At 74.0% G+C, this 26,845-nt stretch carries 21 protein-coding genes and 1 tRNA gene; 13 read left to right on the top strand and 9 right to left on the bottom strand.

Annotation, left to right across the window (positions count from 1 at the left end; all coding sequences use genetic code 11):
- Window positions 1-4: 4 nt before the first annotated feature.
- The 9 genes from ACZ6CZ_RS01210 to ACZ6CZ_RS01170 all read left to right on the top strand — a co-directional run bounded on the left by ACZ6CZ_RS01210 (window position 5) and on the right by ACZ6CZ_RS01170 (window position 13,268).
- The gene (locus ACZ6CZ_RS01210) at window positions 5-1,270 is read left to right on the top strand and encodes a 6-phospho-beta-glucosidase (protein WP_469012831.1); all 1,266 of its coding nucleotides are present in this window, start codon (window positions 5-7) and stop codon (window positions 1,268-1,270) included.
- The gene (locus tag ACZ6CZ_RS01205; protein WP_469012829.1) at window positions 1,261-2,244 is read left to right on the top strand and encodes an N-acetylglucosamine kinase; all 984 of its coding nucleotides are present in this window, start codon (window positions 1,261-1,263) and stop codon (window positions 2,242-2,244) included. The genes ACZ6CZ_RS01210 and ACZ6CZ_RS01205 overlap by 10 nt, the downstream gene beginning before the upstream one ends.
- 184 nt (window positions 2,245-2,428) lie before the next feature.
- Window positions 2,429-3,871 carry a hypothetical protein gene (locus ACZ6CZ_RS01200; RefSeq protein WP_469012827.1) on the top strand — a complete coding sequence of 481 codons (1,443 nt, stop codon included), beginning with the start codon at window positions 2,429-2,431 and terminating at the stop codon, window positions 3,869-3,871.
- Window positions 3,872-3,885: 14 nt separating this feature from the next.
- Window positions 3,886-4,941 (top strand): glutamate ABC transporter substrate-binding protein, encoded by a 1,056-nt coding sequence (locus ACZ6CZ_RS01195; protein ID WP_469012823.1) that lies wholly within the window; start codon window positions 3,886-3,888, stop codon window positions 4,939-4,941.
- Between the two features lie 48 nt (window positions 4,942-4,989).
- Window positions 4,990-6,318, top strand: a complete 1,329-nt coding sequence (locus ACZ6CZ_RS01190; protein ID WP_469012817.1) for a hypothetical protein — start codon at window positions 4,990-4,992, stop codon at window positions 6,316-6,318.
- On the top strand, window positions 6,315-8,855 hold the full coding sequence (locus tag ACZ6CZ_RS01185) for a serine/threonine-protein kinase (RefSeq protein WP_469012812.1): 2,541 nt from the start codon (window positions 6,315-6,317) through the stop codon (window positions 8,853-8,855). Before ACZ6CZ_RS01190 ends, ACZ6CZ_RS01185 begins: the two co-directional genes overlap by 4 nt.
- Window positions 8,856-8,858: 3 nt before the next feature.
- Complete coding sequence (locus tag ACZ6CZ_RS01180) at window positions 8,859-10,331, top strand: protein phosphatase 2C domain-containing protein (RefSeq protein WP_469012806.1); 1,473 nt, start codon at window positions 8,859-8,861, stop codon at window positions 10,329-10,331.
- A 99-nt stretch (window positions 10,332-10,430) separates the two neighbouring features.
- Entirely contained in the window at window positions 10,431-11,774 is a 1,344-nt protein-coding gene (locus tag ACZ6CZ_RS01175) for a vWA domain-containing protein (protein ID WP_469012803.1), read from the top strand.
- Window positions 11,775-11,822: 48 nt separating this feature from the next.
- Window positions 11,823-13,268 (top strand): FHA domain-containing protein, encoded by a 1,446-nt coding sequence (locus ACZ6CZ_RS01170; RefSeq protein WP_469012801.1) that lies wholly within the window; start codon window positions 11,823-11,825, stop codon window positions 13,266-13,268.
- A gap of 43 nt (window positions 13,269-13,311) precedes the next feature.
- Here the strand turns inward: ACZ6CZ_RS01170 and ACZ6CZ_RS01165 are convergent, their stop codons facing one another.
- On the bottom strand, window positions 13,312-14,289 hold the full coding sequence (locus ACZ6CZ_RS01165; RefSeq protein WP_469012799.1) for a methyltransferase domain-containing protein: 978 nt from the start codon (window positions 14,287-14,289) through the stop codon (window positions 13,312-13,314).
- Window positions 14,290-14,411: 122 nt separating this feature from the next.
- On the opposite strand from ACZ6CZ_RS01165, the gene ACZ6CZ_RS01160 reads away from it, so the two are divergent.
- Window positions 14,412-14,816 (top strand): globin, encoded by a 405-nt coding sequence (locus ACZ6CZ_RS01160; RefSeq protein WP_469012796.1) that lies wholly within the window; start codon window positions 14,412-14,414, stop codon window positions 14,814-14,816.
- A gap of 45 nt (window positions 14,817-14,861) precedes the next feature.
- Here ACZ6CZ_RS01160 and ACZ6CZ_RS01155 read toward each other — a convergent pair whose 3' ends face one another.
- The 7 genes from ACZ6CZ_RS01155 to ACZ6CZ_RS01125 all read right to left on the bottom strand — a co-directional run bounded on the left by ACZ6CZ_RS01155 (window position 14,862) and on the right by ACZ6CZ_RS01125 (window position 24,462).
- Complete coding sequence (locus tag ACZ6CZ_RS01155) at window positions 14,862-15,539, bottom strand: DUF8185 domain-containing protein (protein ID WP_469012794.1); 678 nt, start codon at window positions 15,537-15,539, stop codon at window positions 14,862-14,864.
- On the bottom strand, window positions 15,536-15,973 hold the full coding sequence (locus tag ACZ6CZ_RS01150; RefSeq protein ID WP_469012790.1) for an acyl-CoA thioesterase: 438 nt from the start codon (window positions 15,971-15,973) through the stop codon (window positions 15,536-15,538). The genes ACZ6CZ_RS01155 and ACZ6CZ_RS01150 overlap by 4 nt, the downstream gene beginning before the upstream one ends.
- 2 nt (window positions 15,974-15,975) lie before the next feature.
- The gene (gene ettA / locus ACZ6CZ_RS01145; protein WP_469012787.1) at window positions 15,976-17,640 is read right to left on the bottom strand and encodes an energy-dependent translational throttle protein EttA; all 1,665 of its coding nucleotides are present in this window, start codon (window positions 17,638-17,640) and stop codon (window positions 15,976-15,978) included.
- 228 nt (window positions 17,641-17,868) lie between these two features.
- Entirely contained in the window at window positions 17,869-19,302 is a 1,434-nt protein-coding gene (locus ACZ6CZ_RS01140) for a Cys-Gln thioester bond-forming surface protein (protein ID WP_469012784.1), read from the bottom strand.
- A gap of 281 nt (window positions 19,303-19,583) precedes the next feature.
- Window positions 19,584-20,057: a single-stranded DNA-binding protein gene (locus ACZ6CZ_RS01135; RefSeq protein ID WP_469012782.1), complete on the bottom strand. Its 474-nt coding sequence runs from the start codon at window positions 20,055-20,057 to the stop codon at window positions 19,584-19,586.
- 325 nt (window positions 20,058-20,382) lie between these two features.
- Window positions 20,383-22,851 (bottom strand): YfjP family GTPase, encoded by a 2,469-nt coding sequence (locus tag ACZ6CZ_RS01130; protein WP_469012779.1) that lies wholly within the window; start codon window positions 22,849-22,851, stop codon window positions 20,383-20,385.
- 3 nt (window positions 22,852-22,854) lie between these two features.
- Window positions 22,855-24,462, bottom strand: a complete 1,608-nt coding sequence (locus ACZ6CZ_RS01125; RefSeq protein WP_469012777.1) for a dynamin family protein — start codon at window positions 24,460-24,462, stop codon at window positions 22,855-22,857.
- A gap of 320 nt (window positions 24,463-24,782) precedes the next feature.
- On the opposite strand from ACZ6CZ_RS01125, the gene ACZ6CZ_RS01120 reads away from it, so the two are divergent.
- Window positions 24,783-24,855 (top strand) — tRNA-Arg (locus ACZ6CZ_RS01120).
- Window positions 24,856-25,123: 268 nt separating this feature from the next.
- On the opposite strand, the gene ACZ6CZ_RS01115 is transcribed toward ACZ6CZ_RS01120, so the two are convergent.
- Window positions 25,124-25,576 carry a hypothetical protein gene (locus ACZ6CZ_RS01115; RefSeq protein ID WP_469012776.1) on the bottom strand — a complete coding sequence of 151 codons (453 nt, stop codon included), beginning with the start codon at window positions 25,574-25,576 and terminating at the stop codon, window positions 25,124-25,126.
- A 256-nt stretch (window positions 25,577-25,832) separates the two neighbouring features.
- Between ACZ6CZ_RS01115 and ACZ6CZ_RS01110 the strand changes: the two genes are divergently transcribed.
- Window positions 25,833-26,207: a hypothetical protein gene (locus ACZ6CZ_RS01110; RefSeq protein ID WP_469012773.1), complete on the top strand. Its 375-nt coding sequence runs from the start codon at window positions 25,833-25,835 to the stop codon at window positions 26,205-26,207.
- Between the two features lie 81 nt (window positions 26,208-26,288).
- Window positions 26,289-26,768 carry a hypothetical protein gene (locus tag ACZ6CZ_RS01105; protein WP_469012770.1) on the top strand — a complete coding sequence of 160 codons (480 nt, stop codon included), beginning with the start codon at window positions 26,289-26,291 and terminating at the stop codon, window positions 26,766-26,768.
- The last annotated feature ends 77 nt before the right edge of the window (window positions 26,769-26,845 follow it).

Here is a 26,845-nt window from a genome sequence, read left to right as displayed (position 1 = left end):
CTGAATGAAACTCACCGTGGTCGGCGGCGGTTCGACCTACACCCCCGAACTCGTCGACGGCTTCGCCCGGCTCCGGGACACGTTGCCCGTCGAGGAACTGGTGCTGGTCGACCCGGCCGCCGAACGCCTGGAGCTGGTGGGCGGCCTCGCCCGCCGCATCTTCGCCCGGCAGGGCCACCCCGGGCGGATCGTCACCACCGCCGACCTGGAGGCGGGCGTCGACGGCGCCGACGCCGTCCTGCTCCAGCTGCGCGTGGGCGGGCAGGCGGCCCGGCAGCAGGACGAGACCTGGCCGCTGGAGTGCGGCTGCGTCGGCCAGGAGACCACCGGCGCCGGCGGCCTCGCCAAGGCGCTGCGCACCGTGCCCGTCGTCCTGGACATCGCCGAACGCGTCCGGCGGGCCAGCCCGCACGCGTGGATCATCGACTTCACCAACCCGGTCGGCATCGTCACCCGCGCCCTGCTCCAGGCCGGGCACCGGGCGGTCGGGCTGTGCAACGTGGCGATCGGCCTCCAGCGGAAGTTCGCCGCGCTGCTGGGCACCGACCCGGGCGACCTCCACCTCGACCACGTCGGCCTCAACCACCTCACCTGGGAGACCGGTGTGCGCCTCGGCGGCCCCGGCGGCGAGGACGTCCTGCCCAAGCTGCTCGCCGAGCACGGCGCCGCCGTCGCCGCCGACCTGCGCCTGCCCCGCCCGCTGCTGGAGACCCTGGGCGTGGTCCCGTCGTACTACCTGCGCTACTACTACGCGCACGACGAGGTCGTACGGGAACTGGGCACCAAGCCCTCGCGGGCCGCCGAGGTCGCCGCGCTGGAACGGCGGCTGCTGGAGATGTACGCCGACCCGGCGCTGGACGAGAAGCCCGCGCTGCTCGCCGAGCGGGGCGGCGCCTACTACTCGGAGGCGGCGGTGGACCTGACCGCGGCCCTGCTGGGCGGCGCAGGCAGCCCCCACCAGGTGGTCAACACCCGCAACGGGGGCACGCTGCCCTTCCTCCCCGACGACGCCGTCATCGAGGTGCAGGCGGCCGTCGGCCGGGACGGCGCGGCGCCGCTGCCCGTCCCCCGCCTCGACCCGCTGTACGCGGGGCTGGTGGCGCACGTGACGGCGTACGAGGACCTGGCGCTGGACGCGGCCCTGCGCGGCGGGCGCGACCGGGTGTTCCGGGCGCTGCTGGCCCACCCGCTGACCGGGCAGCACCGTCACGCCGACGCGCTCACCGACCGGCTGATCGCACACAACCGGGAGCACCTCGCGTGGGCCTGACCGCACCCGGCCCGCCGTGCGTCCTCGCCGTCGACGCGGGCAACAGCAAGACCGACGTGGCCGTGGTGAGCGCCGCCGGGGAGGTCCTGGCCACCGCCCGCGGCGGCGGGTTCCGGCCGCCCGCGGTGGGCGTGGAGACCGCGGTCGACGCCCTCGCCGAGCCGGTCGCGCGCGCGTACGCCGACGCCGGCGTGACGGCCGTCGCGCAGGTGTCGGCCTGTCTGGCCAACGCCGACCTGCCGGTGGAGGAGCAGCAGTTGGCGGCCGCGCTGCGCGCGCGGGGCTGGGGCGCGTCGGTGGAGGTCCGCAACGACACCTTCGCGATCCTGCGGGCGGGCGTGGCCGAGCCCAGGGGCGTCGCGGTGGTGTGCGGGGCCGGGATCAACTGCGTCGGCATGCGCCCCGACGGCCGCACCGCCCGCTTCCCGGCGCTGGGCCGGATCTCCGGCGACTGGGGCGGCGGCTGGGGGATGGCCGAGGAGGCGCTGTGGCACGCGGCGCGCGCGGCGGACGGGCGGGGGCGGCCGACCGCGCTGGAGCGCACGCTGCCCGCGCACTTCGGGCTGGCGTCGATGTACGCGCTGATCGAGGCCCTGCACCTGGGGCACGTGGCGCACGAGCGGCGCCACGAGCTGGCGCCGGTGCTGTTCGCGACGGCCGCCGCCGGGGACGTGGTCGCGCGTTCGCTGGTGGACCGGCTGGCCGAGGAGGTGGTGGTCATGGCCGCGGTGGCGCTGACCCGCCTGGACCTGCTCGACGAGGAGACGCCGGTGCTGCTGGGCGGCGGTGTCCTCAGCGCCGGGCACGCCCTGCTCGACGACGGCGTACGGGACCTGCTGGCCGCGCGGGCGCCCAAGGCGGTGCCCCGGGTGGTGACGGCCGCCCCGGTGCTGGGAGCGGCCCTGCTGGGCCTGGACCGGCTGGGCGCGAGCCCGGCGGCGCAGCGGCGGGCGCGGGCGTACTGGGAGCGGTGAGCGGCCCGTACGCCGGGGAACCGAACGGCGGCCGGCGGCGTTCTCATGGGCAGGGGACGGCGCGGGCCGCCGCGCCACGCCGCCGGGGGCGCCGCGATCCGATCAAGATCGGGTGAAGGCTGGTGCGGATGCCGTCCCGGACGGCGATACTTGGCGGCGAACGGATGACCATGGGGGAGGTCAAGTGACACACCCGCCGCAGAGCAGCGCGGCGCCACCGGCGGCCGGCCACGGCCGGCCCGCGCTGCCGGCGCTCCCCCGGCAGCCCGGACCGCCCGCCTCCCCCGGCCCGGCGCCGGCGCCGCCCGCGGTCCGCCGCACCGCCTTCGCCGAGGGCGCCGACCGGCTGCGGGCCGCCGCGACCACCGAGCCCGGCCGGCTGCGCCTCATCGGCGCCGTACTGGCCCTGCTCGTGGTGGCGTTCGGCGCGGTCACCGCCTGGCAGGAGACCGACCGCGCGGCCGCCGCCGACGACGTGCTGCACAGCAGCCAGCCGCTCAGCTCCGGCGCGGCGGACATCTACCGCTCGCTGGCGGACGCCAACACGGCCGCCTCCAGCGGCTTCCTGGCGGGCGGCGAGGAGACCCCGGCCGCCCGCGACCTGTACGAGACGGACATCCGCAAGGCCGCCGCCGGCCTGGTGACGGCCGCCGCCAACTCCGAACCGGGCTCGCCCTCGCAGCGGACCATCGCCAGGCTGAACAAGCTGCTGCCGGAGTACAAGGGCCTGGTCGAGCGGGCCCGGACCTACAACCGGCAGGGCTATCCGGTCGGCGGCGCCTATCTGCGGTACGCGAACGACAAGATGCAGAAGCAGATGCTCCCGGCGGCCCAGGAGCTGTACACGACGGAGAACAAGCGGCTGCGCGCCGACTACGCCGGGGCCACGCCCTACCCGTGGGCGGCGATCGCGCTCGGCGTCCTGGCCCTCGCCGCGCTCGGCTGGGCCCAGCACCGCACCTACCGGCGCACCAACCGGGTGCTCAACCACGGCCTGGTCGCCGCCTCCGCGGCCACCGCGGTGGCCCTGCTGTGGCTGGCCACCGGGCACACCCTCGCCCGCTCCGGGCTCGACAGCTCCTACGACCACGGCATCCGCTCGCTGAACGTGCTGCACGACGCCCGCATCGCCTCCCTCACGGCCCGCGGCAACGAGAACCTGAGCCTGGTGGCCCGCGGTGCCCAGACCGTCAAGGTCGGCAACACGGTTTACGACGCGTACTACTACGCTTTCGACCAGGACCTGCGTGACCTGGACAAGGGTCTGGCCCAGGCCGCGAAGCTCGCGGACGACCGGGCCGGCACCGCCCCGGTCGAGGCGGCCCAGGCTGACATGGCGGTGTGGAGCGAGCGGCACGCCGCCGCCCGGCGGGACGACGAGTACGGCAACTACCAGCAGGCGCTGGACAAGGTGATCGGCGGCAAGGGTGCCACCGGTGAGTGCTTCCAGGGGGTCGACGACAGCCTCGACCGTGCCATCGGCCACGAGCAGACCGAGTTCAGGCAGGCGGCCGGAGACGGCCGGGAGGCGATGACCGGACTGCCCGCCGGGGCCGCCGTCCTGGCCCTGCTCGGCGCGGCGGGCGCACTGGCCGGCATCGGCCGCAGGCTCTCGGAGTACCGGTGAAAGGGGGCGTGACGATGCACGCGCGACGTGTGCGGGCCGCCCTGCGTGGCTGGGGCGGGGTCGGGGCGATGGCCGTCCTGTGCGCCCTGACGCTGGCGTTCGCCCTGCTGCTGCCGCTCACCCAGGCACCGGGCGGCGGCGCGGCCGGTGCGGACGGCACCGTCCCGGCGTCCGGCGGCCGGGTGGCCACCGGCAGCCAGGCCCGGGCCGGGGGCTGCAAGGACTCGGAGGCGCACCTGCGGACGCTGCCGCCGTCGAGCGCGGACGGCCCCACCATCGACGCCATCAAGGCCCGCCGGGGCGACCAGCGCAAACTGATCGTCGGCGTCGACCAGAACAGCTACCGCTGGGGCTACCGCAACCCCAACGCCGACGGCGCGGAGCTGGAGGGCTTCGACATCGACCTGGTCCACCGGATCGCCCAGGACATCCTCGGCGACCCCAAGGCCGTGCAGTTCAAGGCCATACCGACCAGCCAGCGCATCTCCGCCATCCAGGACGACCGGGTCGACATGGTCGTCCGCACGATGACCATCACCTGCAAGCGCCTCGACGAGGTGGCGTTCTCCGCGCCCTACTTCAAGACCGGCCAGCAGGTCCTGGCGCCCAAGTCCTCGCCCATCACGGGCTACGACAGCTCACTCGCGCACAAGCGGATCTGCACGGCGGACAGTTCGACCGCCTACGGGAAGCTGATCGAGGACAAGGGGGCCGGCACCACCCTGCCCGCCAGCGCCGTGATCGTCCCGCCCGTGCCCAACCAGCTCGACTGCCTGGTCCGGCTCCAGCTCGGCGAGGTGGACGCGGTCGTCACCGACGGGGCGCTCGCCGCGAGCCAGGCCGCCCAGGACCCGACGGTCGAACTGAAGGGCGACCCGTTCACCACCGAGTACTACGGCGTGGCGATGAAGAAGGACGCCCACGACCTGGTACGCCGGGTGAACCGCATCCTGGAGGACTACCGGGCGAGCGGCTGGCAGGCGTCGTACGACACCTGGCTGTCGGCCACACTGAGGGGACCCGTGGAGGCGTCGAAGCCGCCCCCGCCGAGGTATCTGAACACCGGCTGAACCGCTTCGGCGGCCCCCAGGCAACCACACAGCAGCGAGAGGTGATCGATGGGCGTCACGGACCCCGCCGGGCCGGTGATGGACCGGGACGAGGTGGACCGTGCGCTGGCGCGGCTCGGCGCGGAGCACGAGGCGATCGAGACGTCGCTGCTCGCCCTCCAGGACCACGCGGGCCGCCGGCTCCTCGAAGGAGCCGAGCTGACCGGCGTCACCGAGGAGCGCTGGGCGGCCGCGGAGGCGTCGATCACGCTGCTGTGGGCGTACTTCGACGCCTACTCGGACGCGCTGCGCTGCGCGCGGGACGTCCGCGCCCGGCGCCGCTGGTCCAGCCGCGAGGACCTGGCCGAGCTGACCGAGCTGCTGCGCGGCGAGTCCGTCACGGTCGCCGGCGGCAGCGCGGCGTCCGCCAACGCGCCCGCGCTCGGCGGCTCCGGCAGGCTGAGCCACAGCTTCTCGCTGGCGGGCCTGGTGGAGCGGATGAACGAGCTGTACGCGTCCTCGCTGGACATGGTCGTCGCCGCCGACGCGGTCTGGTCGGCGCTGCCCGCCCGGATCGACCTGCTCGCCGCGGAACTCCAGCGCACCCGCAAGCTCGCGCACTCCGTCGGCGTACGCCCCGGCGAGCACCCGGCCGGCGACGACCTGGAGCGGATCACCCGCACGCTGACCAGGCTCCGCGAAGAGGTGATCTCCGACCCGCTGGCCTTCTGGGCGCGGGCCGAGGGCAGTTCGGCACCCGGCGGCGGCCGCCCGGACACCACGGTGTACGACCGTGAGGCGCGCGCCCTGGAGGAAGTGCGGCGGGAGATCGACGCCGTGCTGACCGTCCGCCAGGACGCCGAGCAGCGGCTGATCCGGCTGCGGGACGTGCTGTCGCGGGCGGACCGCACCCTCGCCGAGGCGCGCACCGCGCGCGGCGAGGTGCTGGCGAAGATCGCCGCCACGGAGGTGCCGGTGGTCAGCGGACCGCCGACCGCGCTCCAGGAGCAGCTGGCGGCGGCCGCGGAGTACCGCAGGCAGGCCCAGTGGCACCGCCTCTCGCCGCTGCTGGAGTCGCTGGAGCAGAAGGCGGAGGACGAACTGCTGCGCGCCCGCGAGTCGCTGACGGCCGTCACCGCGCCGCTCGCGGTCCGCGCCGAGCTGCGCGGCCGCCTGGACGCCTACCGGGCGAAGGTGGCCCGGCACGGCTTCGCGGAGGATCCGCTGCTGGTGGAGCGGTACGACGCGGCCCGCCGCATGCTGTGGAGCGCGCCGTGCGATCTGCGCGTCGCCGAACAGGCCGTGCTGCGCTACCAGCAGGCGGCGGCGGAGGCGTTCGGCGCCCCGCGTGCGCCGCGGCCGGACGAGGACGGGGACGGCGGGGGGGAACAGGCGTGAGTCAGGCACAGCGGGCGTGTCAGCGTCCGGGCTGCGAGGGGGCGTACGAGGACGTCGGCGGCGGCGAACTGTACTGCGACACCTGCGGCCTGGCCCCGGTCGTCGCCGCGACCGGACCGGCGGGCCCCTCGTCCGGCGGGGACACCGGCGACGGACCGGGCTCCGGCGCGCGTGCGTCGTCCGGGGCCGCCCAGCCGGCCTCCTCGGCGCCGTCGTCGCGGTCGTCCCGGTCGTCGCGCACCTCCCAGTCGTCGCAGTCCTCGAAGTCGCGCCGCTCGGTGTCCGGGCGGCTGTCGCGCTCCCTGGCGGGCCCGTCGACCGGCCGGTCGGTGTCGGTGCGCAGCTCCGGTTCGAGCACGGGCTCGACCGGCCGCGGCCGGCTGGGCGCCGGGCTGGTGTCGGTGCCGCAGGTGCCGCGCCCCGACCCGCGCGCGATGGTGCTGGACAACCCCGAGGTGCCCGAGCGCAAACGGTTCTGCTCGCGCTCGGACTGCGGGGCGCCGGTGGGACGCGCCCGGGGCGAACGGCCGGGGCGCACCGAGGGGTTCTGCACCAAGTGCGGACACCCGTACTCGTTCGTGCCCAAGCTGAAGGCCGGGGACATCGTGCACGGCCAGTACGAGGTCGCGGGGTGCCTCGCGCACGGCGGCCTCGGCTGGGTCTACCTGGCCGTGGACCGGGCGGTGTCCGACCGCTGGGTGGTGCTGAAGGGCCTGCTCGACACCGGTGACCAGGACGCGATGGCCGCCGCGATCTCCGAGCGGCGCTTCCTCGCGGAGATCGAGCACGCCAACATCGTGCGGATCTACAACTTCGTCGAGCACCTCGACCAGCGCACCGGCTCCCTCGACGGCTACATCGTCATGGAGTACGTCGGCGGCAAGTCGCTGAAGGAGATCGCCAACGCCCGCCGCACCCCGGACGGCCGCCGCGACCCGCTGCCGGTGGAGCAGGCCTGCGCCTACGGCATCGAGGCCCTGGAGGCGCTCGGTCACCTGCACAGCCGCAACCTGCTGTACTGCGACTTCAAGGTCGACAACGCCATCCAGACTGAGGACCAGCTCAAGCTGATCGACATGGGCGCGGTGCGCCGCATGGACGACGACGAGTCCGCGATCTACGGCACGGTCGGCTACCAGGCCCCGGAGGTCGCCGACACCGGCCCGTCCGTGGCCTCCGACCTGTACACGGTCGGCCGCACCCTCGCCGTGCTCACCTTCGACTTCCAGGGCTACACGAACGTCTTCGCGGACTCCCTGCCCGACCCCGACACCATCGAGGTCTTCCACCGGTACGAGTCGTTCTACCGGCTGCTGGTGCGCGCCACCGACCCCGACCCGGCCCGCCGGTTCGCCTCCGCGCAGGAGATGGCCGAGCAGCTGACGGGGGTGCTGCGGGAGGTCGTCTCGCTGCAGACCGGCCGGGCGCGCCCGGCGCTGTCGACGCTGTTCGGACCGGAGATCAAGGTCACCGACCGGGAGCTGTTCCCGAAGCTGGACGGCGAGGTGTCCCGGCTCGGGGCGCGCCCGGCCCGCGGCGGGAGACCGGCCGCCGGCCCGGCCACCCCGGTCCCGCCGCTGTCACCCGGTCTGGTGAAGTCCGTGGACACGCCCGCGGCCGCGCTCGCCCTGCCCGTCCCGCACGTCGATCCCGGCGACCCGAACGCCGGTTTCCTGGCGGGCCTGATGACCTCCGCGCCGGCCGAGCTGCTCAGCGCGCTGGCGGCGGCGCCCGCGCGGACGGTGGAGACCCGGCTGCGGCAGATCCGGGCCCTGCTGGAGAGCGGCGAGCACCCGGCGGCCCTGGAGGCACTGGCCGAGCTGGAGGACGAACGGCCCGACGACTGGCGGGTGGTGTGGTACCGCGGCGTGGCCGCGCTGGTCACCGGCGACTTCGTGGGCGCCGCCCCGGCCTTCGACGCCGTCTACGACGCCTTCCCCGGCGAGGCCGCGCCGAAGCTGGCGCTCGGCCTGTGCGCGGAGGTGCTGGGCCAGCTGGACAACGCCGCCGAGTACTACCGCCTGGTGTGGGCGACCGACCCGAGCTTCGTCAGCGCCGCGTTCGCCCTGGCCCGCGTACAGCTCGCGGCGGGCGACCGGTCCGCCGCGGTGAGCACGCTGGAGTCGGTTCCGGAGGCCTCCATCCACTACACGGCGGCCCGGGTGGCCGCCGTACGGGCCCGGTTGCGGCAGCGCACGGCGACGGCGGGTGACGTACCGTTCCTGGACGACCTGACCGCCGCCGCGGGTCAGGTCGAGGCACTGGACGCGTACGGCCTGGACCCGGCCCGCCGGGAGCAGTTGTCCGCCGAGGTGCTCGGCAGCGCCCTGGACTGGATACTCTCCGGGGGCCGGAGCAGCCTGCCCGGTGCCACCGCCGGTGGCCGGGCGCTGCTCGGCAGCGGTCTGGACGAGCGGGGCCTCCGCTTCGGTCTGGAGCGCGCCTACCGCACGCTGGCCCGGCTGGCGGCCGGCGGCGAGGAGAGGATCGACCTGGTGGAACGGGCCAACCGTTACCGCCCCCGGACGTGGGTGTAGTTGATGTCGCAGATGCCCCAGCAGGCCGCACTGTCGAAGTGCCCGAGCTGCGCCGAGCCGCTCGAGCCGGGTGACCACTACTGCGGCGCGTGCGGATACGACCTCTCGGTGGTCCCCGCCCCGCCGCCGGTCCCCCCGGTCCCCCCGGCTCCCGCCGTGGACGGCACCGGCGCGCCCGGTGACGCCCCGGCCTGGCCCGCCGCCCCGCCGCCGCCCGCCACGCCCGCGGCGACCCATCTGCCCACCGATCTGCCGGGCACCGACTCCGGCGGCTCCCCGCTGCCGGGACATCCCGCGCCCGCAGCCGCACCCGGTGCGGCCTCCGGGGTCCCGCTGCCCGCCCAGCACGTACCGGCCCCGCCCGCAGCCGCCGTGCCCGGGCCCGCCGTGCCCGGGCAGCACGCGGGGCCGGAGCACGCCGGGCAGGCCTCCGCCGTGCCCGGGGTGCGTTCCGACCGGGCACCGGGGGCCGAGGACTACCCGCTGCAGGCCCCGGACCCGCGCGTCGCCGCCGATCCCGCCGAGGCCGTGACCGCGACCGCGACCGACGGGCCGGAGGCGGCGAAGGTGTGCGTGGCCTGCCGGGCGGGCCGGGTGGACAGCGACGGCTACTGCGAGAACTGCGGGCACGCCCAGCCCCGCGAACGCGACCACATGGAGCGCGAGTCGGGCCCGGTCGCCGCCGTCAGCGACCGCGGCCTGCGTCACCACCGCAACGAGGACGCCTTCGCCGTCGGCCGGACCACCCTGCCCGACGGCTCCCCCGCCTGCCTGGCGGTCGTCTGCGACGGCGTCTCCTCGGCGACCCGCCCCGACGACGCCTCCCTCGCCGCCTCCCGCACGGCCGGCGACACCCTGCTGGCCGCCCTGCCCCGCGGCACCCACCCGCAGCAGGCGATGCACGAGGCGATCGTCGCCGCCGCCCGCGACGTCAACGCCCTGGCGCAGGAGCCCGCCACGGCCCGCGAGCACGCCCCGCACCAGAACGCCCCGGCCTGCACCATCGTCGCCGCGGTGGTCACCTCCGGGCTGCTGGTGGTCGGCTGGGTCGGCGACAGCCGCGCCTACTGGGTGCCCGCGGACCGCGACGCCGCCCCGGCCCGGCTGACCGAGGACGACTCCTGGGCCGCGCAGATGGTCGCCGCCGGCCTGATGAGCGAGGCGGAGGCCTACGCCGACGAGCGCGCCCACGCCATCACCGGCTGGCTCGGCGCGGACGCCTACGAACTGGAGCCGCACACCGCTTCCTTCAAGCCGGACCGGCCCGGCGTGGTGGTGGTGTGCACGGACGGGCTGTGGAACTACGCGGAGGCGGCCGAGGAGATGGCCGAGATCGTCCCGCCGGACGCCGCCGCCCGCCCGCTGCACACCGCCCGGGTCCTGGTCGGCCACGCGCTGGACGGCGGGGGCCACGACAACGTAACAGTGGCCGTCCTGCCGTTCCCGGCCGCGCCGCAGGGGGCAGGATCGGCCTGAGGCCGCGCACCACGGGGAAGCCTCGACGGACCGGAGGGGACCGGTCCGCTCACTGTCGACCCCGCCACGGCGGGGTGTCCAAGGGGGACGCGAACAAGCATGGCCAATTTCTCGAAGTCGAACGTGCCGCAGTTCTCGGTGAACGTCTACCAGAACGAGTACCTGCCGGACGGCGGCCGTGAGGTCAACGCGATCGTCACCGTCACCGCCACGGGCGGCGGCACCGTCGGCAGCGCCACCGCCGCACCGCGGTACACGCCCGGCCACGGCCCGTCCGCGGCGGTGGTGCTCATGGTCGACTGCTCGGGCTCGATGGACTACCCGGCCACCAAGATGCGCAACGCCCGCGACGCCACCGCCGCCGCCGTGGACACCCTGCGCGACGGCGTGCACTTCGCGGTGATCGCCGGCACGCACGTGGCCAAGGAGGTCTACCCCGGAGGCGGCCGCCTCGCCGTCGCCGACGCCACCACCCGCGCCCAGGCCAAGCAGGCGCTGCGCTCACTCACCGCCGGCGGCGGCACGGCGATCGGCACCTGGCTGCGCCTGGCCGACTGGCTGCTGTCCACCGCGGACGTCGACATCCGCCACGGCATCCTGCTCACCGACGGCCGCAACGAGCACGAGGCGCCCGAGGTCCTACGGTCCTCCCTCGACGCCTGCGCCAGACGTTTCACCTGTGACGCCCGGGGCGTGGGCACCGACTGGGACGTGAAAGAAGTCACAGCGATCTCCTCCGCGCTGCTCGGCACCGCCGACATCGTCGCCGACCCGGCGGGCCTGGCCGCCGACTTCACGCGGATGATGGAGACGGCCATGGGCAAGGAGGTCGCCGACGTCGCCCTGCGGGTGTGGACACCGGTCGGCACGACCATCCGGTTCGTCAAGCAAGTCGCGCCCACCGTCGCGGACTTGACCGAGCGCCGGACCGAGGCGGGACCGCGCGCGGGGGACTATCCCACCGGGTCCTGGGGCGACGAGTCCCGTGACTACCACCTCTGCGTCGAGGTGCCCGCCGCCGGCCTCGGCCAGGAGATGCTGGCCGCCCGGGTCTCCCTGGTCGTCCCCCAACCCGACGGCACCGCACGCCCCTTGGGCGCCCAGGGCCTGGTGCGGGCCGTGTGGACGGACGACATGACCGCCTCCACCTCCATCAACCCCCAGGTCGCCCATTACACCGGCCAGGCCGAACTCGCCCAGGTCATCCAGCAGGGCCTCGACCTGCGCAAAGCGGGCGATATGGATGGAGCAACGGCCAAACTGGGCCGTGCCGTTCAGCTCGCCAGTGTCTCCGGCAACGCCGATACTGCGAAACTGCTTGCGAAGGTGGTGGACGTGGTCGACGCCGCGGCAGGTACTGTGCGACTGAAAGCGAGGGTCGCGGAGGCCGACGAGATGACTCTCGAGACACGGTCCACAAAGACTGTTCGTGTAAAGAAGTGACCTGGGAAACACTCAGCAGGACCCTGTGAGAGAGGGGGAAGCGCCGACATGCCGACCTGCCCGAACGGACACCAGTCGGGTTCCGACGACTGGTGCGAGGTCTGCGGTCACCGCATGGCCGGTGCCGTGCCTCCGCCGCCTCCCCCGCCCCCGCCCGGCGGGTACGGCTTCCCCGCGCCGCCCGGACCCGGTGGTCCCGGCGCGCAGGCGGGCCGCCCGCACCTGTCCGCCGTCCCGGACGCGGAGCCGGAGCTGTGCCCGCAGTGCCGCACGCCCCGTGAGGGCGGTGCGCCGTTCTGCGAGGAGTGCCGGTGGAACTTCCTGACGAACACGGCCACCTCGTACACCCCTGCCGCCCCGCGCCAGCCCGCGCCCGGCCCGGCCGCGCCGCGCTTCCAGCCGCCCGGCCCGTCCTACGGCGGCGGTGACTCCTACGAGTACCAGGGCTCACGCCCCTCGCAGATGAACCGTCCCGCCGAGCCGCTCCAGCCCTTCACCAGCGAGCCGTCCGGACCGACCCCGTTCGGCGCCGGCCGCCCTCCGGCCGGTCCCGGCCGTCCCGGTGGCCAGGGCGGCCAGGGCGGCGGTGATTACGGCTACCCGCAGCCCGGGCCCGCCCAGACCTCGGCCGGTCCTTCCGGCTTCGGCGGCGGCCCCGGCCCCTCGGGCCCCTCCGGCCCCCAGGGCTTCGGCGGCGGACAGCACCCGGGCGGCCCGGCCGGCCCGCCGCCCTTCGGCCGCGACCCCTCCGGCCCCGGCGCCCAGACGCCGCCCGGCCCCGGGGGCTTCGGCGCCGACCCGTCGCGGCCGGTCCCGCCCGCCGGTCCCGGTGCCACCGCCGGCGGCCCCCCGCAGGCGTACCAGCAGTCCGGGCCGCCCGCACCGCCCGCCTTCCCGCAGGAGACGGGCCGGCCCCCGGCCGGCGGCCCCGCCTTCGGCGGCGGTGACGACGACTGGGTGCTCTCCCCGCCGTCCTCCGCCGGCCCGAACGCCGCCTCCGGTCCCGGCTACGGCTACCCGCAGCCCGGCACCCCCCAGACCCCGCCCGGCCAGGCCTTCCCGCAGGCGCCGCAGGCGCCCCGGCAGCCGGCGAGCTGGACGGCGACCATCGGCCCGGACCGCGAGTACTTCATGGCGATGATGCAGCGCTCCGGCCCCGAGGCGGCGGGCCTCAACCTGCCCGCCTACTCACCCGAGCAGCAGCGCGCGCTCACCGGCAACCAGGTCACCATCGGCCGCCGCCGGCACTCCACCGGCGACACCCCCGACATCGACCTGTCGGTGCCGCCGGAGGACCCGGGCGTCTCGCACCAGCACGCGGTGCTGGTGCAGCAGCCGGACGGCGGCTGGGCGGTCGTCGACCAGAACTCGACCAACGGCACCACGGTCAACGGCTCGGAGGAGCCGATCCAGCCGTACGTGCCGGTGCCGTTGCAGGACGGCGACCGGGTGCACGTGGGCGCCTGGACGACGATCACGGTCCGCCGGGACTAGGTCCTGGTGCGGGACGGCTGCCACCGGCGGGTCGTCCCGCTCCTCACGCGAGGGGCCAGGCGTACGGCCCCTCGGGGTCGTCCAGCCAGGCCCACTCGCGGCCCTCGGCGACCGTGATGCCGTACCGCTCGCGCTGCGGCGCGCCCTCGCGCTCCCACAGCGCGTAGGCCTCGTGCGGGTCGAGGCTGCCCCGGGTGAGGGCCAGCAGGAAGCGGAACAGGTCGTGCTGGCGGGCCCGGGCCGGCACCCCGCCCAGCGGGACGTGCGCCGGCTCCTCGCGGCCCTCGCCGCGCAGCGGGACGAAGAAGGCGGGCGAGGGCAGGAACCGGCCCTCGGCGTGCCCGGCGTCCCGCACGGTCAGCGCGATCAGCCCGGTGGCCAGCGGGCTCAGGATGCGGGCGCCGGGAGCGCACTGGGCGAGCCAGGCGGGTGGCACCGAGGGCAGGGCGCAGGTGGCGATGACGCGGTCGAAAGGGGCGCGTTCGGGAACTCCGCGCGCTCCGTCGCCGGTGACCACCACCGGATGGTGCCCGGCGGCGGCCAGGTGCTGCCGGGCCGACTCGGTGATCTCCGGCTCCAGGTCGATCGTGGTGACGAGGTCGTCGTCGCCGAGCCGGTGGGCGAGCAGGGCCGCGTTGTACCCGGTGCCCGCGCCCACCTCCAGCACCCGGTGGCCGTCCGCCACCCGCAACTCGACGAGCATGTACGCCATCAGCGAGGGCTGGCTGCTGGAGGAGAGCAGCTCGCCGTCGCGCATCCGGGTCGCCAGCGGCACGTCCTCGTAGGCGCCGCGCACCCAGCGCTCCCGGGCCCGCCGGTCCGGGCTCTGACCCCACCTGCGCTCGTGCCCGCCCGGCCCGCTGACGTAGTAGTACGGCACGAAGAGGTGCCGCGGCACCGCCACGAAGGCCTCCCGCCACACGGGCTCGTCGTCGAAGGCCCCGCTCGCGTCGATCTCCCGCACCAGCGCGGCCCGCGCGGCGGCGGCCAGCTCGTCGGTCTCCGTGTCGTTGACGCCCATGGGTCCACTGTGGGCCCCGGGACGGCGTGAGGCGAGCATGCGCGCGGCGGGGGCGGTCGCGGGGCGGCCGGGGTGGTCCTAGGCCTCGAGTCCTCCGCCCACCGGTCTGAGACCATGGAGGCGTGAAAGAGATTCGGCGCGGCACGCTTCAGGAGCAGACCTTCTACGAGCAGGTCGGCGGGGAGGACACCTTCCGCCGGCTGGTCCACCGTTTCTACGAGGGGGTGGCCGAGGACCCGCTGCTGCGGCCCATGTACCCGGAGGAGGACCTCGGTCCGGCCGAGGACCGCCTCACCCTCTTCCTGATCCAGTACTGGGGCGGTCCCACCACCTACAGCGACAACCGGGGTCATCCCCGGCTGCGGATGCGCCACGCGCCCTTCACGGTGGACCGCGCCGCGCACGACGCGTGGCTCAGGCACATGCGGGCGGCCGTCGACAGCCTCGGCCTGTCCGAGGAACACGAGCAGACGCTGTGGAACTACCTGACGTACGCGGCCGCGTCGATGGTGAACGCCCCGGAGTGACCCCGGCCGGGTGCGGGGATCGGTCGGGCCGAGGGGGTCAGCGGGTCAGCGCACGCTGACGTCGAGCGTCCCCAGCCCCGCCCGCCGCACGGCGACCGACCCGTAGGGCGTCCGCAGCCGCAGCCACGGCCCCGACGCGAACAGCCCGACGGCCGCGGCCGGCACGGCGGGCCGCAGGAAGCCCAGCGACTGCGCCGCGTGCACGGCCCGCACCGGCAGCGGTGTCCGACCCACGGTCCTGGACCAGATGTCCCGCCCGATCCGGTCGAGTTCGGCGCGGGTGCGCAGCTCCGGCGCCAGCTCCGCGCTGCGGCCCCGGAACTCGGCGACCGCAGCGGTGACCATGGCCCGCAGCGCGTCCGGTGCCGGCAGCCCCGGTTCCGAGCGCCAGCCCCCCCGCGGGGGCAGCACGCCCGCCCACGGAGGCCCCGTCACCGCGGCCGGCACCGCGGCCGTGGCCGCCGTCTCGTCCACGGCCTCCAGCAGCTCACCGGCGGACACGGTCACGTCGAGGGTGACCTCGAGACCGTCCTCGTACGGCTTGGCCAGCCGCGCCGCGCGGACGGCGAGCACCTCGAAGGACGGCGGCCGTCCGAAGACGGCGAGCGCCGTCCCGGCCGCCTGGAGGCGTACCGCCGCGCCGCGGTCGTAGTGCAGCAGCCGCGAGAGGAAGGCCGCGAGGTCCGCCGCCTCCCCCTCGTCGACGAGGTGCAGCACCGTCATGCGGCGACGGCCTTCTCCTCGGTGCCGACACCGTCACCGCCGGTGTCGTCGTCCATGTACTCCCGCAGGAACTCCCGCTCCTCCGCGGTGATCCGGCGGGGCCGCTGGGCCTCGAAGTCGAACGGCACGATCACCGTCGAGGCCCGCACGTAGATCTGGTCGCCGTCCTTCACCTCGTAGGCGAGGGTGAAGGAGGCGGCCCGCACCTGCGTGACCCACAGCTCGATGTCCACGGGCGCGTGCCGGTGGACCAGCTGCCGCTTGTAGTCGATCTCATGGCGTGCCACCACGGACCCCTGCTGGAAATCCTTGTCCGGGCGGAACAGGAAGTCGATACGGGCTTCCTCCAGGTACCGGAGGAAGACCACGTTGTTGACGTGGCCGTACGCGTCCATGTCCGCCCAGCGCAGCGGGCAGCGGTAGATGTGCCGCAAGATCAGCCCCGGGTCAGCTTCTTGTAGGTGGCGCGGTGCGGACGCGCGGCGTCGGCACCGAGTCGCTCGATCTTGTTCTTCTCGTACGACTCGAAGTTGCCCTCGAACCAGAACCACTTGGAGTCACCCTCGTAGGCGAGGATGTGCGTGGCCACGCGGTCCAGGAACCACCGGTCGTGGGAGACGACCACGGCGCAGCCGGGGAACTCCAGCAGCGCGTTCTCCAGGCTGGAGAGGGTCTCGACGTCGAGGTCGTTGGTCGGCTCGTCGAGGAGCAGCAGGTTGCCGCCCTGCTTGAGGGTCAGCGCCAGGTTGAGCCGGTTGCGCTCACCGCCGGAGAGCACCCCGGCCGGCTTCTGCTGGTCCGGGCCCTTGAAGCCGAACGCGGAGACGTACGCCCGCGACGGCATCTCGACCTGGCCGACGTTGATGTAGTCCAGCTCGTCGGAGACCACGGCCCACAGGGTCTTCTTCGGGTCGATGTTCGCGCGGCTCTGGTCGACGTAGGAGATCTTGACGGTGTCGCCGACCTTGATCGAACCGGAGTCCGGCGTCTCCAGCCCCTGGATCATCTTGAACAGCGTGGTCTTGCCGGCGCCGTTCGGGCCGATCACGCCGACGATGCCGTTGCGCGGCAGGGTGAAGCTGAGGTCGTCGATCAGGACCTTCTCACCGAAGGCCTTGTTGAGGTTGTTGACCTCGACGACGATGTTGCCCAGACGCGGACCCGGCGGGATCTGGATCTCCTCGAAGTCCAGCTTGCGCATCTTGTCCGCCTCGGCGGCCATCTCCTCGTAGCGGGCGAGACGCGCCTTGGACTTGGCCTGGCGCCCCTTGGCGTTCGACCGCACCCACTCCAGCTCTTCCTTGAGCCGCTTCTGCCGCTTGGCGTCCTTCTGGCCCTCCACCTTCAGACGGGTGGTCTTGGTCTCCAGGTACGTGGAGTAGTTGCCCTCGTAGGGGTAGGCGCGGCCGCGGTCCAGCTCGAGGATCCACTCCGCGACGTTGTCCAGGAAGTACCGGTCGTGGGTGATGGCCACGACGGTGCCCGGGTACTTGGCCAGGTGCTGCTCCAGCCAGTTCACCGACTCGGCGTCGAGGTGGTTGGTGGGCTCGTCGAGGAGCAGCAGGTCGGGCTGCTCCAGCAGCAGCTTGCAGAGCGCGACGCGGCGCCGCTCACCACCGGAGAGCGTGTCGACGGGCCAGTCGCCGGGCGGGCAGCCCAGCGCGTCCATGGCCTGCTCCAGCTGGGCGTCGAGGTCCCAGGCGTTGGCGTGGTCCAGCTCCTCCTGGAGCTTGCCCATCTCGTCGAGCAGCGCGTCGGAGTAGTCGGTCGCCATCAGCTCGGCGATCTCGTTGAAGCGGTCGAGCTTGCCCTTGATCCCGGCGACACCCTCCTGGACGTTCTCCAGGACGTTCTTCGCCTCGTTCAGCGGGGGCTCCTGGAGCAGGATGCCGACGCTGTACCCGGGCGACAGGAACGCGTCACCGTTCGACGGCTGCTCCAAGCCCGCCATGATCTTCAGCACGGTCGACTTACCGGCACCGTTCGGGCCGACGACGCCGATCTTGGCGCCCGGAAGGAAGCTCAGGGTGACGTCGTCGAGGATCACCTTGTCGCCGTGCGCCTTGCGCGCCTTGCGCATGGTGTAAATGAACTCAGCCAAGAGAAACCGTCCGGCAGCTTGAAACTGGCAGTGGGCAGATACACCCCATCTTGCCTGACGGCCACCCCTGGGGGGAAACCCGTGCCCCCGGGGTGCTGTGACCTGGGGGTCCGCCGCTGACGGCCGGGGCGGTGCCGGCCGCGGTGTGCTCCCTGTGGAGATGTCAAGGTGCCGGGCCCCTCGGGGCCGGGGTGGAGCAGCGGGCGGGGCGGGTGGCGGACGGCGTGGTCAGCTGTTCGTGCGGGTCTCGCGGTTGCGGAGGACGACCAGGACGGCGCCGCCGATCACCACGAGGCCGATGGCCACGCCGGCGATCAGGGAGGTCGCGGTGGAGCCGCCGGTGGCGGCCAGGTCGGTTCCCTCGGGAATGCCGCCCACCGAGGCGGGGCTGGGCTCGCTGAGGGTCTGCGTCTTCTCGCCGGCGGAGCTGTCCTGCGTCTTGCAGTCGAGGACCCCGGTGAAGCGCTGCGCGAAGCCGTTCGGGCCGGTGATCGTGAAGTCGTAGGCTTGGTCCTCCGGGAGCGGGACGGTCACCGTCCGGGAGGTTCTCGCCGGGATGGTGTGCTCGGTGCCCATCAGCTCGAAGGTGAAGGGCCGGTCGCCCGTGTTCACCGCGGTGAGGTCCACGCCGCCCCCGGCGCAGTTCTTACGGGCCGACAGGGCCGGTATGGCTCCCTCGGCCGCCCAGGTGGCCGCCGCGGTCGCGGAGACCGTGGACTCGCTGGAGCCCGCCAGGATCTGGGTCTGGCTGCGGCTCTCCGAGGCGAAGGCCCGCCCGACCGGAACCGTGGTCGACGCCTGCACGGTGACCTGCGCCGTCCCGTTCGTCGCGGCCACGGGCACGTCGAAGAACAGCCGGCTGCCGTCCTTCGCCGCCGTGACCGGCTTGCCGGCCCGGTCGACGATGCGGACGCCGTCGGCGGCCGCGTCCGCGGGCGGGGCGACGGTCACGGCGCGCGCGTTGGTGTGCACCGTGACCGGTCCGAGGAGCGCGCCGGGGCGGCCGGAGACCGCGGGCGGGTCCAGGGTCAGCGAGGCCTGCGGCTCCGCGGCGCCCCGGGCGTTCCTCTCCAGGTAGTCGGCGAGCCGCTCGGCCTGCGGGTCGACGGCGTCGACGTCGGCGCCGTCCGAGTAGCGCCAGATGGCCACCTGGGTGCCGGCCGCGGCGTCCTGCTCGGAGAGGCCGCGGACCCCGGCCCGCCGGGCGAGCGCCGCGAGGTCGTTGACCTGGGGGTAGGAGTTCTGCAGGATCCAGCGGATCCTGCCGGCGTCCTTGTTGGCACCCAGCGAGGTGCCGCTCCAGGGCGTCTCGTGGTACCTGGCGTCGCGCTGGGTGGGGTTGTGGATGTCCACGCAGTAGGTCTGCAGGGTGCCGCCGCCGTCCACCGCCATCTCGAACAGGCCCGCCGACACCCGCTGGTCGCCGTCTTCCTGGTGGATCACGGCGTCGCCGTAGGTCCTCAGGCCGCCTATGGTCGCCGTCGCCCCGCCCTGGGTCTGCGGGGCCGCGTCGGCGGCCGCCGCGCCGGCGCCGGCGAGCACTCCGGCGGCCGCGAGGCCGGACACCAGCGTCACGGCGGCGAGCCGGACGGCCCCCCGCCCCGGCGCGGGGCGGGTGGACCTTCCCGAGGACCGGGCGAACCCGGAGAACGCAGCAAGCACAGAATTCCCCTTCGAGCAGGACCCCTTGAACGTGGGGGAGCGGTCCCACCAGCGCAATCAGCAACCCCTGAGGGCACGCCCGGCATCCTATGGATCAGGCGCACCACGCTTCCCGGTGAGATCGTCCGATCAGTGATCCGATCCGCAATCGTTATCGCCATGGCTCCACCTGAGCAGGGCTTATCGACAAATACACCGCAGTGTCGACCCGGCCGTCCGCGGCACGGCGCCGACAGGCCGCACGTCGATCGCCGTACGAGTCAGGCGGGTTGTGGCTGACGTCACGTCACCGACGCCGCTGCGGCCAGCTCTTGTGGCGCCGCCTCGGCGTCGTCCGCCGGTGCCGGTGTCTCCCAGTCGGGTTCCGGGCGCGGCGCCGCGGGTGGCGCCTCCGGTTTCGCCGCGCGCCGGAACACCGCCGTGCCCCGCGAGAGGTCATGGCCGATCGCCACGGCGTCGATGTCGGCGGAGGCCCGGCTCTGCTGCCCGTCGCGGATCTCCGTGCGCACCTTCAGGCGGCCCTGGACGACCACCGGATGCCCGACCTCGAGCGACGCGGCCACGTTCGCCGCGAGCTGCCTGTTGGCCCACACCGTGAAGAAGTTGGTGTGCCCGTCCGTCCAGGCGGCGCGCTCGCGGTCCCAGTAGCGCGAGGTCACCGCCAGCCGGAACCGCGCCGACGGCCCCGTACCCAGCTCCCGGTAGACCGGCGCCGTCGCCACGTTGCCCACCACACAGACCACTGTCTCGTTCATCGCGGGTTCCCTCCCTCTTCCGCCCCTGTGACCGGGCGGACACGGACACGCGTACGGGCCCGTCCCGTACGGCTGCGTCTGCGGCGCGGGCCGCGTACGTCTCCGTACGCCACCGCACGCCCCGCCGACCGCGACGTGGATGTGTCGCGATCGCTGCGGGACCAGACTGCCTCCGCCGGGCCGAGCCCGCCGGGCGCTGTGGACCACCACCGGCCTGTGGAAAAATCCGCCACCCGAACGGGTGACGCATCCTCCCGCCGGCAGACTTCACCCGGCCGTGACGCCGGCGCCTCACCCCACCCCGGCCGCCCTCCCCGCTCCCCCCTCAGCCAACGCCGGCCCCCGTCCGCGCGACCCGGCCGTACTGCTCCCGCACCTCCCGGTAGCGCAGCAGTTCCGCGGCCACCGGGTCCAGCACCCGCGCCCGGCCGCAGCCCGCGGCCGCCTCCCGCAGGCGGCGCTCGGCCTCATGTCCGTACCGCCGGGCCGGCCCCCGCGCCGCGATCCGGCAGCCCCACTCCACCAGCGGGCCACCGATGATGCCGGCCACCATCAGCAGCACCGGCACCCCCAGGTTGGGCGCCATGACGCCGACGATCTGCCCCGCCAGCCACAGCCCTCCGACCAGTTGCAGCAGGGTCATGCAGGCCTGGACCAGCACCGCCACCGGCCACCAGCCCGGCCGGGGCGGCCGCCCGGGCGGCATGCCGGCCTGCACCGTCAGGTCGTCCAGCGCCTCCGACAACCCCTGCGACCCCCGCACCGCCGCCTCGCGCACCGCCTGCGCCCACGGCGCCGGCAGCCCGGCCGACGCCCGGTCGGACACCGTGCGCACCGCCTGTTCGACGCGCTGGCGGGCCGTGGCCTCCTCGTCCGCCTGCGTACGCACCGGGATGCGCCCCGTCTGCGGTTCACCGCGGTCCTGGTACCAGCGCCACAGCCGCAGCCAGGGCGTGCCGCAGGCCCGGTTGGCGTTGCGCAGCCAGGCGCGTTCGGCCGCGTCGCCCGCCGCGGTGGCGCCGACCGCGTCGGCGAGCCGGGCGGCGAACTCGTCCCGCGCGTCCTCGCTGAGCCCGATGCGGCGGCCGGTGGCGTACACGGGCCGCAGCCGGGCCGCGGCGGCGTCCAGGTCGGCGGAGATACGGCGGGCCGCCGCACCGCGCTCGGCGACGAACTCGCCCAGCGCCTCCCTCAGGTCACCGACCCCGTCACCGGTCAGCGCGGACAGGGCGAGCACGGTGGCGCCCGGTTCGCCGAACTCCCCCAGGGCGACTCCGTCCTCGTCGAGCAGCCGCCGCAGATCGTCGAGAACCTGGTCGGCGGCCTCTCCGGGCAGCCGGTCGATCTGGTTGAGGACGATGAACATGATCTCCGCGTGACCGGCCATCGGCCGCAGATAGCGCTCGTGCAGCATGGCGTCGGCGTACTTCTCCGGGTCGACCACCCAGATCACCGCATCGACCAGCTTCAGGATCCGGTCCACCTGCTCGCGGTGCGCGACGGCCGCCGAGTCGTGGTCGGGCAGGTCGACCAGGACCAGCCCGCGCAGCTGCGCCTCGGCCTCGGGGCTCTGCAGCGGGCGCCGGCGCAGCCGTCCGGGAATGCCGAGCCGGTCGATGAGGGTGGCGGCGCCGTCGCTCCAGCTGCACGCGATGGGCGCGGCCGTCGTGGGACGCCGTACGCCGGTCTCCGAGATCGTCACCCCGGCGAGCGCGTTGAACAGCTGCGACTTGCCGCTGCCGGTGGCGCCGGCGATGGCGACGACCGTGTGCTGCCCGGAGAGCTTGCGGCGTGCCGCCGCCTCGTCGAGGACACGGCCCGCCTCGGCGAGGGTGCGGCTGTCGAGACGGGTGCGGGAGAGCCCGACGAGTTCCCGCAGGGCGTCCAGGCGGGAGCGCAGCGGGCCGTCGTACGCCAGCGGGACGGGCACGTGCGAGCCCTTGCCCCGGGTCTCCGCGGCGGAGGTCCGCTCGGCGGCGGCCAGTCCGGCGGCGGTGTTCTCCGTCACCCGCCGGGCGATGAGGCCGTCGTCCCAGACCTCGGAGGAGTCGGCGGCGGCCGGTTCGTCCTCCTTGGGACGGGCCTGCGTCGCCTTCCCGGTGGCGGGGTCGTCCGTGCGGCGGGTGCCGGGCCCCTCGCCGGGGTCGTCGTTCCTCGGGCGGGCGTCCGGCGCCTTGCCGGGGTCGTCGCCCTTGGGGCGCTCGGGCTGCCCGGCGAGGAGGGGCTCACGGTCCTTCACCGCTACGGCCGCGGTGCCGGTGCCGCCCGTACTGCCGGTGCCGCTGCCGCTGCCAGTGCCGCTGCCGCTGCCGCTTCCCGTTGCGTTCCCGTTCACCTTCACGGTCGCGTTCACGGCTCCCTCCGCGTCGGCGCCTGTATCGGCCTCCACGTCCGCGTCCGCGTTGTCGTCCGCGTCCCCGTGCACGTCGGCGTCCGCGTCCCGGTTCACGTCCGCGTCCGCGTCCGCGACCGGGGGCGCGTCGGGTACGCGCGCGTGCCGCTCACCGCTCGTCTCGGTCCTGTCCGCGCCGCCTTCTGCGTCGTCGCGGCTGGTGCTGCCGTGAGTGAGGGGACCGAGGTGACCGCTGTCGCCGCTGTCGCCCTCGTCGTGGCCCTTGCCCTGTGCCATGGCCCTTCCCCTGCCCTCGGCGCCGCCGCTGCGCGGGATGGCCCGCACGGGGACGCCGTTCGTGCCGCGCCCGGCCTCGTTCCGGCCGTCTCTGTGGTCCATGGGCGCGTCGTGGTCCGTGCGGTCGATGTGGTCCGTGTGGTCCTGGTCAGTGACGGCGGTCACCGGTCACCTCTCCTTCTGCAGTACGGACAGCGCGGCGATGAGTTCGGCCTGTTGCTCGGGGTGGACGTCGAGGGCGTCGAGCGGGGCGAGGCGGCGTTCGCGCTCGCTGTGCATGACGCGGTCCAGGTGCTCGCCGAGCAGCCGCCCGGCGCGGTCGCGCAGCCGCAGCGCGCCGTGGGCACCGATCCGCCCGGCGAGTCCCTCACCCGCGGTCCGCGCGCGCCGCCCGCCCAGCAGCGCGGTGGCGACCAGGGCGGCGATGACCTCGGGGTCGGGCGCGGAGTTGCGCTCCAGGTCGCGCACCTCGTCCTCGGCGTACTCCTCCAGCTCGCGCCGCCAGCGCCGTACCGCGAGCCCGATGCGGTGTTCGGCGCTCTCCAGGGACGGGTCCCGGCCGTTGAGCCCCGGTGCGTCCGCGGCGGGCTCGCGCCGCCAGGCCTCGTCGACCCGCTCGTCGGCGGCCGTCACCGCGCACAGCAGCAGCGCGGCCAGGCTCTCCGCGAGCGCGTCGAGCAGCTCGCCGGCGGTGCAGTCGAGGGGAAACGCCCGCCAGCGCTTCAGGGCGTCCCCGGCGAGTACGGCCCCGCCCTGCAGACGTACGCGCACGCGTGCGTGCTCACCGTCGTACGCGCTGTCGACGGCGGAGGTGAGCCGCAGTGCGGCCGCGTACTGGGCGGCGGCGGCTGCGGCCAGCTCGGGCATCCGCGACTTGAGGGAGTCGAGGACGCCGTACGCGGTGCGCGCCATGATGTGCTGGCGCGCCGAGGTGTCCTGCGCCTGCTGGGCGAGCCAGGCGCGCAGGGGGGCCACGGCGGTGGCGGGCAGCAGGCCGCCGCCCCAGGCCGACTCGGGCAGCTCGGGCACGGTGAAACGGGGTACGTCACCGAGCCCGGCCTTGGTGAGGAGGGCACCGTACTGGCGCGAGACCTCGGAGACCACCTGGTGCGGCACCCGGTCGAGGACGGTCACCAGGGTGGCGTCGTACTCCTTGGCGGTGCGCAGCAGGTGCCACGGCACGGCGTCGGCGTAGCGAGCGGCCGTGGTCACCATCACCCAGATGTCGGCGGCGCAGATCAGTTCCGCGGCCAGGACACGGTTGCCGGCGATCAGGGAGTCGACGTCCGGGGCGTCGAGGAGGGCGAGGCCGCGCGGCAGGCTGTCCGCGGTCTCGACGCGCAGCACGCGCTCCGTATGGTCGCCGGGCAGGAGGGGGTCGTCCGCCGGATCTCGGTGGGGCGTCCACACGCGTGTGAGGTCGGGCAGGACGCGCATCCCGCTGAACCAGTGATGGTCCTCCGGGTTGCACACCAGCACCGGGGTTCGCGTCGTCGGCCGCAGTACGCCCGCCTCGCTCACCCGGCGTCCGACCAGCGAGTTCACGAGCGTCGACTTCCCGGCGCCCGTCGATCCGCCCACGACAGCCAGCAAGGGTGCTTCGGGCTCTCGTAGTCGCGGTACCAGATAGTCGTCGAGCTGTGCGAGGAGTTCGTCGCGGTTGGCACGCGCGCGTGGAGCCCCGGCCAGGGGCAGCGGGAAGCGTGCGGCGGCGACACGGTCGCGCAGCGCGGAGAGTGTGTCGAGCAGCTGAGGCCGTACGTCCAAGGTCACCACATGCGAAGAATGCCCAATTTTAGGGGAATTCTGAAGCATATAGACATGTCTGCGTGCCGACAGGACACAACGGGCGGAAGGGATGACCGGGACGCGGGCGCAGTCCAGGCATAACGAGTGCACAACACCCGGTGCGCGGAGCGCCAAAAGCGGTGCGCGATTCGTACCCGCCTGCGATTATCAGGACCGCTTCACCGAACCTCCACATCGAGCCACGGAGGCGAAGCAACAGGGTCAAGGATGCGGGAGCCCTATCCTTGTCCCCGGCAGCGTCACCGTCCGGCCCACACCCGGGCACCACGAACGAGGCCACCACACCGGCCCCCGTAGCTCAGTGGATAGAGCAGGCGCCTTCTAAGCGCTTGGCCGCAGGTTCGAGTCCTGCCGGGGGCGCCCGTCTCCGCCTTCCCTATGGGAGGGCATTTTTGCTGGTCACACACGATGTCATTCGACACAGGTCAGCCCCGGACGTCCTCCTGATGATCAAGGGCGGACTCCGGGGCTGTCCGGCTGTCGCCGGGCTTTCGCGGGTGGCCGTGTCGCATACGTGTCGGGGTTCTCGGGGAGAAACCTCAGCCTGCGTCAACTGGCTCGGGAAGATCTCCGGCGGCCTCCAGCGCCCATTTCAGGTCAGGCAGCCGGCGTCCGGGGTGGCGCCGGGTCAGCAGGCGTCGTACTTCCAGGCACCGCCCTCCACTGTCCACGGCTGTCCCCGCTGATCGAACTTCGGCAGGCCCTTCACCTCGTACGAGACGCGGCCCGTGGCCCCTGAGACGGTGGCGTGCACGTCCGTCGCCGGATGGTCGGGCCCGTAGTCCTTCGTCGCCTGCTCCACGGTGGCCGCGTATGCGGCCGGGTCTGCCTTGGCGCGACAGCGCTTCGACAGGAAGGCGTACGCCCCCTTCCCCTCCCCTGCGAAGTAGAGGTTCACGTACGTGTCCGTGACGCGCTCCAGTTCGACGGCGCCGGGCGGCGTCGGGGTGGTGGTCGGCGTCTCGGCGGCCGCGACGGGACTCCTGTCCGGGGTGCCGGCTTTGTCGTCGCTGGACGAGGTGCAGGCGGCGAGGGCGGCGAGCAGGGCGAAGGTGAGTGTGACGGTGGCGCGGGTACGCATGTGTCCCCCATGAACGGTGTGCCGGAGGGGGCATGGTGCCACGGCGGGCATGGTCGGGGCCCGCCCGGGGGAATGCGGCAGGGGCCGTGGGGACCAGCCTGCTAACGCTGTCTCAGAAGCGGTGCGGTGCGCTCACCTCGCCCGCGCCGGCGTGGAACCAGCCGGGCGAACGACCGCGGATCCGCCGCCCTGTGGGGCCACTCGTACGCCGTCGGACGTTTGACCTCTTCGGAACGCGAGCCCGAACATGGCGCGCATGAGCAGAGATTGCGAAGTCATCGTCATCGCCTTCGGGGCCCGGGAGGTGATGGAGCCTCTTACTCGGCCCGACGAGCATCGCGAGTGGCACCAGTGCTTCGAGCCCATCCCTGGCATGGATGCGTGGGCCATCGACTTCTGGCGACGCAACTGGACAGGACTGCTGCCTCACTTGGAGAAGATGCCCTGGCCGTTCCCGACCTCCGTGCAGGTTCTGCTCCGGGACCAGGACGACGACTGCTTCGGGCTCTGGATGCTGCATGAGGGCAGGCTGGAGGAGGTTCCGCTCCCCTGCACGGTCCGGGAGGCCAATGATGCGGCCCCCCTGGGTTCGATGCTCACCCGTACCGACCGGGAAGGGTGCCCCAGGTAGAGGACCAGCCGGCGTCCACAGGTCCTCCGCAGCAGTGAGACGTACTGGTACCGGTGCGCCCGTTGGGACAAGCTGCCGCGTATGGACTGGATGCCGCTGCTCTCGACGCTGACCGGTGCCGTCATCGGTGTCACGGCCACGTTGGTCGCCGATCGCGACCGGTGGCGGCGGGAGGAGGCCAGGCACGCGCTGGAGGTACGGCGCGAGGTGTACACGGAGTTCGTGTCCGCGCTCAAAGCGGCGGGAGAGGAGATGCGGGCCGTCGCCCTGGGCGATCACCTGTCCGAGTCGGCGCGTGACGCGGCCGTGCGGGAGGCTGTCCGTGGCACCGGTCTCTACACAGCCAGTGAACGCCTCTGGCTGGTGGGCCCGCCGGAGGTCGTGGCGGCGGGCAACGAGGCGTTTCACGGCATGCGCGCGATACGCGACGCCTACGCCCGGGGAGTGGCGGTCGGCTCGGCGGAGGAAGCGCCCCTGATAGTGAGGCGTCGCACGGCCATGGCCCGGATGCGTCGTGTCATGCGCGAGGACCTGGGCTTCGGGCACCTCGGGATCGAGTGATCGTCACCGGACTCGGACCCGGACCCGGACCCGGAGCGCCGGACCCGGACCCGGAGCGGAGGAAGGACAGGCTCGGC

This window comes from Streptomyces sp. NPDC041135 (genome assembly GCF_055592085.1).
This window is presented reverse-complemented; position numbering and strand designations above follow the sequence as displayed.